Below are 14238 nucleotides of genomic sequence, written 5' to 3'. Positions count from 1 at the left end.
TGAACAACAATTATTTAAATTAATCTTAATAATTGCAAAATAGAAAATGAAAATGATCCCTATAAATTTGCAACAAACTAAAAAATTAATTTAAAAAATCAAAAAAATGAAAAAGTATTATTTATTAAGTTTATTCGTTACCGCAATGACTATTATTTCATGCGAAAACAATGAGACTAACACGACAACGGATACTGTTGAATTCAGAAACCGTTCTATTACACCTTCATTTGTAAAAATGGGTCCTGAATTTTCAGGTGTAGAAATTTACCCATTAGTAAGTAGCGAGGATATCATTCCGGACTCAAACAACATGGTTTATGGTGGTGCTCCAGATGGCCAAGGATTTATCAAAAATCCAACTGGTCATGGTTATATTATGGTTACCAATCATGAAAATACATGGGCGGTTTCAAGATTGTATTTAGACAAAAAACTAAATATAGTGAAAGGAGATTATATTGTAAATACTGATGGTGGTATGTTTAGATTGTGTTCTGCAACAATGGCTACTCCAGAAGAGAATGGTTTTGGACCTGTTTTTTTAACAACAGGTGAATCAAATGTAAATGCAATGACACATGCAATTGATCCTATTGCATCTGCAAATCCTTCAAATCAATCAAGAGTAAAACCAGCTTTAGGTAAATTCAGTGGTGAAAATGCAGTTCCATTAAACAAAAATGCTTATCCAGGAAAAACTGTGATCATTTTAGGTGAAGATGCTGGAAATGGTCAGGTTTATTTATATGTTTCTAATACAGTTGGTGATTTAGAAAACGGTAAATTATATGCTTTAAGAAGAACCGACTTAAACCAAATCGAAACTGCAATTACATGGAATAACAACTATCCAGTGGAATTTGTAGAAGTTCCAAACGCGAAAAACCTTACTGGTACTGAAATTGAAAACTTAAATACTACTCTTAAATCTATTCAGTTTGCACGTGTTGAAGACTTAGATTATCGTAAAGGTTCTGCTGCTAATAGCAGAGAAATCTATTTCGTATCAACTGGAGTAAGCGGATCAACTGAAAAAACATACATGGGAAGAATGTATCAATTGAAATTAGATGCAAACAATCCATTAACAGGAACTTTAAAAGTGGTTGCTGATGGTGATGTTTCTCCAACAGGTGCAAACGTTAAAGGACAAGATATAATCAATCCAGATAACGTTTGTGTTACTGAAAATTATGTATACATTCAAGAAGATGGAGATTCATTCTGGCCAGAAGCGACTCACAATTCATTAATTTGGCAATATAATATTGCTACTGGTACTAAGAAAATATTTATGGATATGACTCATGGAGATCCTTCTATGTTGGGTACAAAATACAATCCTGCTGGACCTAATCAATTAAGAAAAGGGATTTGGGAGCACGGTGCAATGGTTGATATTTCTGATGTAATTGGTGTTCCTGGTACATTTACAATCAATATTCATGCACATACTTGGGATGAAGGAACTAGATTCTTAAATCCAAGTAGAGCTACTTCAATTCAATCTTACAAATCTGGAGGACAAACACTTATTTTGAAAAACGTTCCAAGATAATTTTTAAATTAGTTAATAACAAACACCTTATCTCATTTTTAGATAAGGTGTTTATTTTTTTATCATAAATATGAAGTCATTTCAATATATTACATTGATCTTCGCAATATTTATATTTTCGAGTTGCGAAAAAAATAATTTAAACACAGAGGATAGTTTAAAAGAAACCGTCAATCTTCATATTGATTCTTTGAGAACTGGTTTAAATCAATTGTCAAAATGTACCAAAATTGAGGCAGCAAAAATTGAATTCTCAAAATGCAGAATAAATTATAAAAAGATAGAACCTTTTGTGGAATACTATTTTCAAGGTTTTAGTCGTAGAATAAATGGTCCAAATCTACCTGATATAAAAATTGATGATAATATTGTTAATGATGCAACCGGTTTTCAAGTAATTGAGGAATTGATTTTCTCGAAAGAGGAATTAGATGTTGCAAAGTTTAAATCAGAAATTGAAATCCTAAAAACAGACTTGCTTTTTGTAAAGAACAATTTGAAGGATATGCCTATTCAAAACCATCATCTTTATGAATTGTTACAGCATCAAATCATTAGATATGCAACCATGGGAATAACAGGTTTTGATTCTCCAGTAGCATTTCAATCTATTCAAGAAACCTATCATTCGATTATTGGACTTGAAAACTATTTTTTGATTTTTTCCGATAAAAATGATATTAAAGGAAAAGAAAAATGTCAAAAATTATTTTCTAATTGTCGCGATTTTTTAAGTCAGAACAAAGATTATGATAGTTTTAATCGTTTGGTATTTATTAAAAAATATTTAATGCCATTGAGTGTTGAATTAGAAAACAGTTTTAAAAATCACTTAACAGGTAGTCCTGAGGGACAAAAATTATTTAAAGGTACACTAGCTGACTTGATGCAAGGAAAAGGCTTAAATCCAGATGCGTTTTCACCCTATGCAGATTCTAAATCAACTGTTGCAAAAGTAGAATTAGGAAAGCAATTTTTTAACGACAAAAGCCTATCTAAAAACAATTCAATAAGTTGTGCAACATGTCACAATGCTGACATGGCTTTCACAGATGGATTAAAACTATCAACTATAAAAGTACACAGTCAATCAATTTCAAGAAATTCACCAACAGTATTATATTCGGCTTTTCAAAAATCATTTTTTTATGACTTACGCTCTCAAGATTTAGAAAATCAAATTGAAGAGGTGATGAAAAATCCAAATGAGTTCAACCTTTCTACAAAAGAAATCACCGATAGAATTGCCAAAAAAGAGTCCTACAAATCATTAATTTCAAAATCATTTCCAAATAAAAAAGAAATTACACAATTTGAAATTAGAAATGCAATTGCGAGTTATGTAAGAAGTTTAATGCCATTTAACGCTAAAATTGACAACTATTTTAAAAATAAAGTTAGTTTAACAAAAGAAGAAGAATTGGGATTCAATTTATTTGCTGGAAAAGCAAAGTGCGCTTCCTGTCACTTTATTCCCTTATATAACGGAACAGTTCCGCCTTGGTATAACAACTCAGAATCGGAAGTTATTGGGGTTCCAAATTCAATTAAATGGAAAAATGCAGTAGTGGATTCTGATTTAGGAAGATACAATACAACTCAAATTGAACAATTTAGATATTCATTTAAAACACCTACGGTGAGAAATATTGAAAAAACAGGTCCATACATGCACAATGGAGTTTACAATACACTAGAGGATATAATTAAATTTTATGAATTAGGGGGAGGAAATGGCATTGGAATGAATTTAGAATATCAAACACTTCCGTTTGATAATCTAAAACTGAGTGAAAAAGAAAAAAAAGCACTCATAAAATTTATGATGACACTAACAGACAAATAGTATAAAATAAAAAAGTCGCATTTAGCGACTTTTTTTATGATTAATTTTTAAAATTTACAATATTATAAACTAATATTACGTCTCTTTGATTAATGTACAATTGTTTTCTATAATCTTGTTTTTTTCTTGTAATAAATGAAATGGTAAACGGTTCACCATCAATATCTATACAGCTAAAAGGAAAGATGATATCGTCGTCATTTTCGATTTGTTTTTCAAAAGTATCAATATTATAATACTGAATTTCTTTGGAGTAAACTACAATTCTTCTCTTATCAAGATCTAATGAAATAATGATATTAGTAGTTTGATAATCAGACCATTTGCCCCAATTGTCTTTTTCGTCTTTTTCTAACACACTAAATCCTGTTGCAACATATTTATATACTTGTGAATTCATTTTTTGAATTCCAGTAATTAAAAATAAAAACAGAACAAATATTTTAAGTTTCTTCATCTTAATTATGCTTACGCATTATTTATTATAAATTTTGAATTTCACTTTTTGCAATATCAAATTCACGAATCATATCGTCGATAATCTCTTTTGCAGATTTTATATCTTCAAATAAACCCGAAATTTGACCAATTTCCAATTCCCCTTCAACTAAATCTCCTTCAAACATGCCTCTTTTTGCTCTTGCTCTTCCTAATAAAGTCTTTAAATCTTCAATAGATGGATTGGTTTTATATAATTCCTGAATATCATTGTAGAATTTATTCTTGATTAATCTGACAGGTGCTAATTCTTTCAAAGTTACTTGAGTTTCTCCTTCTTTACAATTGATAATTGTATTTTTAAAATTATCATGCGCTGAAGATTCAATAGATGCTGCAAATCTTGATCCTACTTGTACACCATCGGCGCCCAACACCATTGCGGCAAGCATTCCCCTACCAGTAGCAATTCCACCAGCTGCGATTAACGGAATTGACAAGTGCTTTTTTACCATTGGAATAAGGGTAAGCGTAGTAGTTTCTTCCCTCCCATTATGACCACCAGCTTCAAAACCTTCGGCTACAACAGCATCAACACCGGCTTCTTGTGCCTTTAAGGCAAATTTAGAACTGCTTACCACATGAACAACCGTAATTCCATTTTGCTTTAATAAAGAAGTCCAAGTGGATGGATTTCCTGCAGATGTAAATACAATTTTCACCCCTTCTTCAATGATAATATTTATTATTTCTTCAATATTTGGGTATAACATTGGAACATTAACCCCAAAAGGTTTATCAGTTGCCAATTTACATTTTTGAATATGCTCTCTTAGTACATCAGGATACATTGATCCAGCGCCAATTAATCCCAAACCACCGGCATTACTTACAGCGCTAGCCAATTTATATCCGCTATTCCAAATCATTCCACCTTGAATTATTGGATATTTAATTTTAAATAGCTGGGTAATTTTATTCATATTAAACTTTTATTTCTTGATTAGTTTGCCAGTAAAAGTAGCATTTGCAGCAGCAATTTTATAAAAATAAATTCCATTTTCAAATGATTGCAATGAAATTACATCCAATTGATTATCGGTCTTCTTTCTAAGAATTTCTTGTCCTAAATTATTAAAAATAGAAATTTCTTTGGTAATTACATTCGAAGGAAATGAAAAGGCAACTTCATTATCAACAGGATTTGGATACACATAAAATCCTTCACTATTAAATTGATTATATGATAAAGCATTATTTAATGCCAATTGGAAATTAGGAATTCCATATCCATATTGCGCATTCGGATTGGCATAACGATCTGATGATTCTTTAATTAACTGAACAATTCTAGCATTAGTTAAATTTGGAAATGCTTGCCAAAAACTAGCCACCATTCCAGCGATAATTGGTCCGGAAAATGAAGTTCCACTATTTGAAGCTATTGCCCCAGAAGGTATTGCAACTACTGCGGACTGACCTTGAGCCATAACATCTGGCTTAATTCTACCATCAAATGATGGCCCAATTGAACTAAAACTAGCATAATTTCTAGTTGAATTTACAGCTCCTACCGCTAAAGCATAAATAGCATCTGAAGGAGCACTGATATTTGGATTAGCAGTATTTCCTGAATTTCCTGCAGAAACTACAACAATCATTCCTCTAGAAAAAGCAATATTTGCTCCTCGTGAACTAAAAGCAGTATTGCCATCCATATTGGTATAGGTGTAACTATAATTAGAATTATCATAACCAAAATAACCTAAAGAAGAGTTTATTATATCGGCACCCAATTTATCAGCCAATTCAGCAGCTTCAACCCAAAGTGATTCCTCAACTGGATTTTCTGAAGTACTGTCTTCGGTAACAAATAAATAATAAGAAGCATCCGGAGCAGTTCCAACCAATTGATTTTCAACATAACCACCCATTGTAGATAATACCTGAGTCCCATGGGAATTCATAGCATAGAAATTGGTGCTTCGATCAACAAAATTGTATCCGCCTAATATTTGTCCGTTATCTCTTAATCTTTGAAAAGGGGTTGCACTATCTACGCCTGGATAACCTGCGTCAAAAACAGCAATAACTTTGCCAGATCCTGTATAATTTTGCTGGTGTAAAATGTTTCCATTTAGCATTTGAATTTGATTGCCCGAAGTTCCATAATTATAGGTCACTTGGGTTTCCAATTCTTTATTTACAGATGAATTGCTAGAGGAATTTACTAACTTTCCAGTTCTGTTTAAAATAGTGTTTGCAAAAGAAATATAATCTACAAATGAAAGAGATCTTAAAGATTGAATTACTGTTTGGCTACCACGAATATGCAAACAATTCATCCATTTTGAACTCGCTTTGACTATAATTCCAGGAGTTGAAGTAATTTGATCTATATAGGGTTGATGAATTGGAACGTCTTTTAAATCTAGTGGAATATTCTGAATAGCTCTTCTATTTAAAGCTCGTTGAGATAGCATTTGAAGTGGGTTTGCCAAAAAATATTGACTGTTTGGTTTGTCCTTAAAATACACCCAAGCATCTTCTTGCGAATAGCCAAAAGCAGAAATAAATAGGACAATAATCAATACCGTTTTTTTCATTTGATTAAATCTATAGAACAAACTTAAGAAATAACTCCCGAACCAACTAATTCATCATTATTATACCAAGCAACAAATTGACCTTCTGTAATTGCCGATTGAGGTTCCTCAAATGTTACGTACAAGCCGTTTTCAAATTGATGTAATGTCGCTTTTTGCAAAGATTGACGATAACGAATTCGAGCCATCACATTCATTTTTTCTCCATTTGCAATAGCTAAATCTTCCCTAATCCAATGTACTTCTGATTTTTGAATAAATAAAGCTTTTTTAAATAAACCAGGATGTTCGCTTCCTAAACCGGTATAAATAGTATTGGTTTCAACATTGGTGGCAATTATAAATAACGGTTCTTTTGTTCCTCCAACATTTAATCCTTTGCGCTGACCAATGGTGAAAAAATGAGCACCTTGATGTTTACCTACAACTTTCCCCATTTTAGGTTCATAACATAAAGCTTGAGATTCAAAAGCTAATTTTTCTTCTTCAGATTGAAATTCAGATGGCTTTTGATTGTAAATTGAATCTAGAGCATCAATTTGTACAATTAGTCCTTCTTTCTTTTCTAATTTTTGCTGTAAAAATTCTGGTAATCTTACTTTTCCGATAAAACACAAACCTTGAGAATCTTTCTTTTCGGCAGTAATCAAATTCATTTGCGAAGCAATTTCGCGAACTTCTGGCTTGGTTAATTCTCCAATTGGAAATAGTGATTTTGCCAATTGTTCTTGTGATAATTGACATAAAAAATAAGATTGGTCTTTGTTCGTATCAACACCTGAAAGCAGTTGGTATACTTTTTTACCGTTATTTTCAATTTCAGCTTTTCTACAATAATGTCCTGTAGCCACATAATCGGCACCTAAACTAAGTGCAATTTTCATAAAAACATCAAACTTAATTTCTCGATTACAAAGCACATCAGGATTTGGAGTTCTCCCTTTTTCATATTCGTTGAACATATAATCAACAATTTTTTCTTTGTATTGCTCGCTTAAATCAACGGTTTGAAATGGGATTCCTAATTTTTCAGCAACCAATAAAGCGTCGTTACTGTCTTCTAACCAAGGACATTCGTTGGAGATGGTAACTGAGTCATCGTGCCAATTTTTCATAAAAAGCCCAATAACTTCGTAACCCTGTTGTTGCAACAAATAGGCCGCAACACTAGAATCGACACCACCGGAAAGTCCAACTACAACTCGTTTCATCTACTTTATTGAATTATTCGAATATTATTATTTACGCTTAGATTTTATTCTTATAGGCTTATCATAATTATCTTCACTCTCTAATTTTCCATTTTCAAAAAATTGCCAAATTCCAACTTTTATTCCCTTTCTAAATTTTCCTCTGGCTACTACTAATCCGTCAGGAGCTCTATAAGTTGTGATTCCATTTAATTCGCCATTTATATAAAATGACTCTTCCAAAGCAACTCCGTTTTCATCATTTTTTATGTAAACACCATCTAAAAGTCCATTTTTATAATTAGAAATTTCAGCAGCTTTACCAGATTTAAAATTAACGGTTTTAGCTCCATCCAATTTCCCATTTTTATAATTTTCAGAAGTCATAATTACAGTTGACCCCTTGTGATAATATACCCATAAACCTTCGTATAACTTGTTCAGAACTTTACCTTCACTAATTTTATTTTTATTTAAATCATAAAAAATGGTATAGGCTGAATTGTCTTTGGTATTGAATTCTCTGGTCGCAATTAAATTAGATTCTTTGGTGTTATCAAAAAATTTAAATAAACCTACTTCCTTGTCATGATCAAATGTGCCTTCATATCTTGGGCGTTTGGTGTCTTCAAAAACCCCTTTCCATAAACCAATTTTCTTACCATTGGCATCTAATTTATTAATATCAGTTTGTGAAAATATTGATATTGAATAAATTAGAAATACTATTATTAATAACTGTTTCATATGTTTAAATTTACTACTATAAAACTTATTCTTTTATTTTTTATTATAAATAAAGCACCTTTATTAAAAAAAGCACTCTAGGAGTGCTTTAAAATTATTTCTTTTTTTGTTGAGCCTTTTTTTGGGCTTCAGCTTGTTCCATAATTTCTTGCATTTTTCTTTGAAACTTACCCAACTTCTTAGGTTCTTTTAGTTTGTTTTCTTGAATTTGCGCATGTATTTTATCATTATCAACGATGTAATTTTTAATTACCAACATTATACCTATTGTAATTAAATTGGATATGAAGTTATACAAACTCAATCCTGCACCATAGGTATTAAAGAAAATTAACATCATTAATGGCGAAACATAAATCATGATCTTCATCAACTTAGCCATATCAGGCATGCCTTCTTGAGCTGGAGCAGCCATTTGTTGATCACCAGAAGTCATTTTCATATAGAAGAAAATAGCTATTGCTGCTAATATTGGAAACAAACTAATATGACTTCCATATAAAGGAATATGAAATGGCAATTTCATGATTTCATCAAATGAAGATAAATCATCAGCCCAAAGAAACCCTTTTTGTCTTAATTCAAATGCTGATGGAAAAAACTGAAATGAAGCATACATAAAAGGCAGCTGAATCAATGCGGGAATACAACCAGCCATAGGATTTACTCCTGCTTTATTGTATAGTTTCATTGTTTCTTGTTGTTTTTTTGCAGGCTCTTTCTTGAATTTTTCATTCAACTCATTAATTTCAGGTCGAAGCACTTTCATTTTTGCTTGTGACAAAAATGATTTATAGGTAATGGGCGACATTGCAATTTTGATGATAATTGTAAAGATGATAATCGCAATTCCATAGGCAATGAAAGAACTTAAAAACCCAAATAATGGAATGAAAATAAACTTGTTAATCCATCCAAAAATACCCCAACCCAATGGAATAATTTTTTCAATATTCTTATCGTAATTATTTAATGTTTTATAATCTGATGGCCCAAAATACCAATTCATATTATAATTAAGTTCACCATTCGAAAAGGCTAACGGAACTTTAGAATTGAACTGTTTAATAAAAATAGTATCTTTATTTTCATCCAAAACTAATTTATTTGACTTTAATACTGCCTTCGAAAATGGTGTTTCAGTCATTAAAATTGAAGAAAAGAAATGTTGTTTGTAAGCAATGAATTTTACATTATCTAACGTTTCTTCTTGGTTTTCTCCATCACTAACATTATTGAATTTCTCATCTTCATATTCGTAATTTAATAAAGTATATCTATTTTCGTATGACGCGCTTTTCTCGTTTCTATATGTTTTTAAATCCCATTCTAAATCTAATGGTTTAGAAGTATTTAGCACTTTTTTTAATCCTTGAGAACGCAAATTAAAACCAACCATATATTCTTTTGGCTTCAATTCATATTGGTATTCCAAAAACTCATTTGCACCAGCTTTTAAACGCATGGTAAGAATTTGGTTGGGACCAACTTTTGTTAACGTAGGCTCAAAAAATAGATTTTTAGTATTTAATGTATGATTGTCATTGGTAATTAATTGGATATTTAATTGAGAATTATTGTCTTTAATTAACTCAACCAATTGTCCCGAACCTTTTTTGAATTTTTCAAAATTCTTTAAAACCGCTTCAACAATGTAACCTCCTTTATTGGAGATTTTTAATAGTACAAACTCGTTTTCAAGAGTGGTCACAGTATCTTTTGCAGAAGCTAAAGTTGCTGAATAAGCAAAACTCCCTAAAGATTTTTTAAGTTTTTCGATTTGTGGAGCATTTGCTGAGGAAGTGTCAACTGAATTAATAGTAACAGATTCTTGTGCTACTTTCTTCGGAGAAACAGAAGCTGCTTGTTCCTTTTTAGCTTTTTCCGCAGCGAGTTGTTGTTCTGTTGGTTGATTTTGATACATCATCCACATCAAAATTCCGAAAATAAGTACAAACCCAATTATCGTATTTAAATCTAATTTTTTTTCTTCCATTTTAATTTTATTAAATCGATTTTGAAATCGAAAATACTATTTTATTTTGATTTAACAGCAGCGGCAACAAAACTCACAAAAAGAGGATGAGGATTATCAACAGTACTTTTATATTCTGGATGGTATTGAACACCGATAAAAAATGGGTGATTTTCAATCTCAACAATTTCTACCAAACCGGTATCAGGGTTTACTCCTGAGGCTTTTAAACCGGAATTTTCTAGTGCTTGTAAATAGTCACCATTAAATTCATAACGATGACGATGGCGTTCAAAAATACTAGTTTTTCCGTATATTTTATGTGCCAATGTATTTTCTTTGATATCACACTTCCAAGCTCCCAAACGCATTGTTCCTCCTTTATCGGTAATGGTTTTTTGTTCCTCCATTAAATCGATAACCGGATTGGTTGTGTTCTCGTTCATCTCAGTCGAATTGGCATCTTTATGTCCTAAAATAGTTCTAGAATATTCAATAACAGCCATTTGCATACCCAAACAAATTCCTAAAAATGGAATATTATTCTCTCTTGCAAATTTTACTGTTTCAATTTTTCCTTCAATTCCACGACCACCAAAACCGGGTGCAACTAAAATTCCGTCTAACCCTTGTAATTTCTCCGAAGCATTATCAGAATCTAAATATTCGGAGTGAATTGAAATCACATTAACTTTAGTCTCATTGGCAGCGCCAGCATGAATAAAAGCTTCTAAAATCGATTTGTAAGAATCTTGTAATTCAACATATTTTCCTACTAAACCAATATTTACAGTATGTTTAGGGTTTTTCAATCGGCTTAAAAACGTGTTCCAATTGACTAAATCTGGGTTTGATTTTTGTGGTAAATCCAATTTTTTTAATGCAACCACATCAAGTCCTTCTTGTTGCATCAAAATAGGCACTTCATAAATTGTTGACGCATCAATAGATTGAATCACGGCTTCTCTTTTTACATTGCAAAATAAAGCCAATTTATTTCTTAATTCTTCTGATAATTCATGTTCTGTTCTACAAACTAAAATATCGGCTTTGATACCGCTTTCCATTAATGTTTTAACGGAATGTTGCGTTGGTTTTGTTTTCAATTCACCAGCAGCAGCCAAGAAAGGAACTAAGGTTAAATGAATAACAATTCCGTTATTTTCACCCAATTCCCACACCAATTGACGAACAGATTCTATGTATGGCAACGACTCGATATCACCTACAGTTCCTCCAATTTCAGTAATTACAATATCAAAGTTACCTGAGTTACCAAGCAATTGCATTCTTTCTTTAATTTCATTGGTAATATGAGGAACCACTTGAACTGTTTTTCCTAAAAATTCACCACGACGTTCTTTTTCGATAACTGAAAGATACACTCTACCAGTGGTTACATTATTGGATTGAGAAGTGGGAACATTTAAAAAACGCTCGTAGTGCCCTAAATCCAAATCGGTTTCCGCGCCGTCATCCGTAACGTAACATTCTCCGTGTTCATAAGGGTTAAGAGTTCCTGGATCCACATTGATATAGGGATCAAATTTTTGAATTGTGGTTCGATATCCTCTTGCTTGCAATAATTTTGCTAATGAAGCGGCAATGATTCCTTTTCCTAGTGAGGAAGTAACTCCGCCGGTAACAAAAATATATTTCGTTTGAGCCATTGTATTGTGTGTTGTTGTTGTATAAAAAACTTGGCAAAAGTACGAAAATAATTAGATTATATGGAAATTTAAATAGCTAGAATTTAAAAAAATATTGGGTTATAAATCAAATGTAAAAAACCAAAAAAATCAATACTTCTTCCTAATATTTCGAATTAGGTCTTCCAACCCGTTTAATTTTAATTCATAAACCAATTGCAGTTGTTCACCTAAAGTGCCATTTGGCAGGCCTTTGTTGCGGTACCAAACGATATAATATTCGGGAATATCTATCAAATAATAGCCTTCATATTTGCCGAAAGGCATTTTGGTGTGAGCCAAATCAATTAACTTTTGTTGGTTTTTATCCAAAATTTAGTTCCAATTAAAAGTAATCACCTTTTTGATATCTGGGTGTAAACTATAATAAACTGGGCAGGTCATGGCGGTACGTTCCAAAATGGTTTTGTTTTTAGTATCGATGTCAACACTAAAATTAAAAACAACATGAATCTCCGAAATTCTTCTTGGATCGGCAGCCATAATTTTAGTAATTTCAGCAGTAGAATTGGATAAATCGATTTGTAAATCTTGCGCTTTTATTCCCATTACCGTAAACATACAGCTTCCTAAAGCGTTGGCAACAGTATCGGTAGGTGAAAAAGCTTCTCCTTTTCCGTTGTTATCAATTGGCGCATCTGAAATAATTTCAGAACCCGATTGTAAATGAATCGATGAAGTTCGTAAATCTCCTAAATAAGCTATTTTTGAAATCATTCTGAAGTTTGTTTTAAAGTCAAATCGGATTCGAAGTTTAAAATGTAAACTCCTTTATTACTGTAGGTATTTTGAGAATTTTGATTGTAATTGAATTTATTTTCAATTTGTTCAGTTGCAAAGTTGTCTGAAACGGTTTTAAAATCATCCACTTGGGACAATCGCATCATTGTATCGAATGCCAAATCAAATCCCCGAATTGCAAATTGATTCGGGAAAATCTTATTTATTTTTTTGTATTTATTTCTAAATATTTCCGCTTCAGGAGATAAATTTTCTCTCACAATTGAAGGATACATCATTTTTAATTTTACCAATCGGTTCAAATCAATTTCATAAAAATCTAAGGTTGGATTGGGTTCTAAAATAACCATTTGCAACTGATAATCAGTCATTAAACTGATCATCGCATTGGTTGCAGCCAAAATAAAACCTGTTTTTTGTGAATCTAAAATGATATAATTCATTTTATTTCGTACTAATAATTTCCTTAAACTATCTTTAATTACTATACCATTTGGATTTAACCCAACAATCTTATTTTTATAATTATTAGATTTCAAATAATCTTTTAGAGCGGCCTTTTTTGAATCAATAAGCGCTACTAAATTTCCATTATTTTTAATAATATAATTAATCATTGCTACTTTACAATCTTCATTTGTAGGCATCGATTGATAAATATTTGATGATTTTCCAGTTTCTTTAGACAAAGGAGAAAGAATTGGAATTGATTTAGTTCCTAATGATTGAGCTAAAACATCAATATTAAATTGGTAAAACGGACCTACAATTGCAGATGCATTATCAAATTTACCTTGTTGAATTAAACTCGGAATTGAAGACGTATTTTTAGTTTCTTCTGAATCGTAAATCTTAATATCAATGTTTAAACCAATTGTTTTTGCAGAATCAATTGCCATCAAAACTCCAGAATAAAAATCCAAAGTCATGTTTAGAAATTTATCCTTTTTTAGTTTGGATGGAAGTGTATTTATGGAATCATTCTCAATTTTTGAAATATTGAAAGGCAGTAAAAAAACAAGCTTTTTTTTGCTACTTGCGATTGACTTATTTAGTGTTGAAAGTGGTTTGTCAAACAGGGGTTTATTTGTGGAAGCAACATTTAAAATAGCCGAAGATTTATTTGGTATAACTAAATTTTGTCCCGCTTTTAAACCCTCACTTAAAAGGGTTGGATTGGCGTTTTGTAATTCTTCAATTGAAACGGAATATAATTTAGAAATACTATAAAGCGTTTCTTTAGGCGCAACTAAATGGGAATTGTCAGCAGTTGCCAAAGCAGTTTTAGCATTTGGAATAATTATAACCGCATCAGGTTGAATTCCGTTTTGAGCATCCGGGTTCAGACTAAAAATTTCTGAAGTAGTACAATTGTATTTCTGAGCAATTTGGGTAATAGTTTCTCCTTGAACAACTTTGTGTTTT

General features: G+C 31.5%; 12 protein-coding genes. 2 read left to right on the top strand and 10 right to left on the bottom strand.

The features are described 5' to 3' along the window. Positions 1–106: 106 nt before the first annotated feature. Positions 107–1561: an alkaline phosphatase PhoX gene (locus tag AC9UFV_RS02895; protein ID WP_509572583.1), complete on the top strand. Its 1455-nt coding sequence runs from the start codon at positions 107–109 to the stop codon at positions 1559–1561. Positions 1562–1631: 70 nt separating this feature from the next. Continuing rightward, complete coding sequence (locus AC9UFV_RS02890; protein ID WP_509572581.1) at positions 1632–3407, top strand: cytochrome c peroxidase; 1776 nt, start codon at positions 1632–1634, stop codon at positions 3405–3407. A 40-nt stretch (positions 3408–3447) separates the two neighbouring features. Here AC9UFV_RS02890 and AC9UFV_RS02885 read toward each other — a convergent pair whose 3' ends face one another. The 10 genes from AC9UFV_RS02885 to AC9UFV_RS02840 all read right to left on the bottom strand — a co-directional run. After that, positions 3448–3807, bottom strand: coding sequence for a hypothetical protein (locus tag AC9UFV_RS02885; RefSeq protein ID WP_509572578.1), 360 nt, complete (start codon positions 3805–3807; stop codon positions 3448–3450). 82 nt (positions 3808–3889) lie between these two features. Further along, positions 3890–4828 (bottom strand): NAD(P)H-dependent flavin oxidoreductase, encoded by a 939-nt coding sequence (locus AC9UFV_RS02880; RefSeq protein WP_509572576.1) that lies wholly within the window; start codon positions 4826–4828, stop codon positions 3890–3892. Between the two features lie 9 nt (positions 4829–4837). After that, a complete protein-coding gene (locus tag AC9UFV_RS02875) occupies positions 4838–6451 on the bottom strand; it encodes a S8 family serine peptidase (RefSeq protein ID WP_509572573.1) in 1614 nt (537 codons plus the stop codon). A 23-nt stretch (positions 6452–6474) separates the two neighbouring features. Continuing rightward, positions 6475–7662 carry a tRNA 2-thiouridine(34) synthase MnmA gene (mnmA, locus tag AC9UFV_RS02870; RefSeq protein WP_509572572.1) on the bottom strand — a complete coding sequence of 396 codons (1188 nt, stop codon included), beginning with the start codon at positions 7660–7662 and terminating at the stop codon, positions 6475–6477. 27 nt (positions 7663–7689) lie between these two features. Beyond that, positions 7690–8388, bottom strand: a complete 699-nt coding sequence (locus tag AC9UFV_RS02865) for a toxin-antitoxin system YwqK family antitoxin (protein WP_509572570.1) — start codon at positions 8386–8388, stop codon at positions 7690–7692. 94 nt (positions 8389–8482) lie between these two features. Beyond that, on the bottom strand, positions 8483–10384 hold the full coding sequence (gene yidC / locus AC9UFV_RS02860) for a membrane protein insertase YidC (RefSeq protein WP_509572568.1): 1902 nt from the start codon (positions 10382–10384) through the stop codon (positions 8483–8485). A 41-nt stretch (positions 10385–10425) separates the two neighbouring features. Beyond that, positions 10426–12033, bottom strand: a complete 1608-nt coding sequence (gene pyrG / locus AC9UFV_RS02855; protein ID WP_509572566.1) for a CTP synthase — start codon at positions 12031–12033, stop codon at positions 10426–10428. Between the two features lie 129 nt (positions 12034–12162). Continuing rightward, positions 12163–12384 carry a DUF3820 family protein gene (locus AC9UFV_RS02850; protein ID WP_509572564.1) on the bottom strand — a complete coding sequence of 74 codons (222 nt, stop codon included), beginning with the start codon at positions 12382–12384 and terminating at the stop codon, positions 12163–12165. A 3-nt stretch (positions 12385–12387) separates the two neighbouring features. Further along, complete coding sequence (locus AC9UFV_RS02845) at positions 12388–12789, bottom strand: OsmC family protein (RefSeq protein ID WP_509572562.1); 402 nt, start codon at positions 12787–12789, stop codon at positions 12388–12390. Continuing rightward, positions 12786–14238, bottom strand: a 1453-nt coding sequence (locus AC9UFV_RS02840) for a LysM peptidoglycan-binding domain-containing protein (protein ID WP_509572559.1), incomplete at its 5' end; no start/stop codon positions are given. The genes AC9UFV_RS02845 and AC9UFV_RS02840, both read right to left, overlap by 4 nt.

Origin of the sequence: Flavobacterium sp. (assembly GCF_044349645.1) — a bacterium.
In the GTDB taxonomy this organism is placed as follows: Bacteria; Bacteroidota; Bacteroidia; order Flavobacteriales; family Flavobacteriaceae; genus Flavobacterium.
This window is presented reverse-complemented; position numbering and strand designations above follow the sequence as displayed.

Coding starts and splice junctions, on each gene's coding strand:
- AC9UFV_RS02895 (WP_509572583.1), top strand. CDS start 107: ATGAAAAAGTATTATTTATTAAGTTTATTCGTTACCGCAATGACTATT.
- AC9UFV_RS02890 (WP_509572581.1), top strand. CDS start 1,632: ATGAAGTCATTTCAATATATTACATTGATCTTCGCAATATTTATATTT.
- AC9UFV_RS02885 (WP_509572578.1), bottom strand. CDS start 3,807: ATGAATTCACAAGTATATAAATATGTTGCAACAGGATTTAGTGTGTTA.
- AC9UFV_RS02880 (WP_509572576.1), bottom strand. CDS start 4,828: ATGAATAAAATTACCCAGCTATTTAAAATTAAATATCCAATAATTCAA.
- AC9UFV_RS02875 (WP_509572573.1), bottom strand. CDS start 6,451: ATGAAAAAAACGGTATTGATTATTGTCCTATTTATTTCTGCTTTTGGC.
- mnmA (WP_509572572.1), bottom strand. CDS start 7,662: ATGAAACGAGTTGTAGTTGGACTTTCCGGTGGTGTCGATTCTAGTGTT.
- AC9UFV_RS02865 (WP_509572570.1), bottom strand. CDS start 8,388: ATGAAACAGTTATTAATAATAGTATTTCTAATTTATTCAATATCAATA.
- yidC (WP_509572568.1), bottom strand. CDS start 10,384: ATGGAAGAAAAAAAATTAGATTTAAATACGATAATTGGGTTTGTACTT.
- pyrG (WP_509572566.1), bottom strand. CDS start 12,033: ATGGCTCAAACGAAATATATTTTTGTTACCGGCGGAGTTACTTCCTCA.
- AC9UFV_RS02845 (WP_509572562.1), bottom strand. CDS start 12,789: ATGATTTCAAAAATAGCTTATTTAGGAGATTTACGAACTTCATCGATT.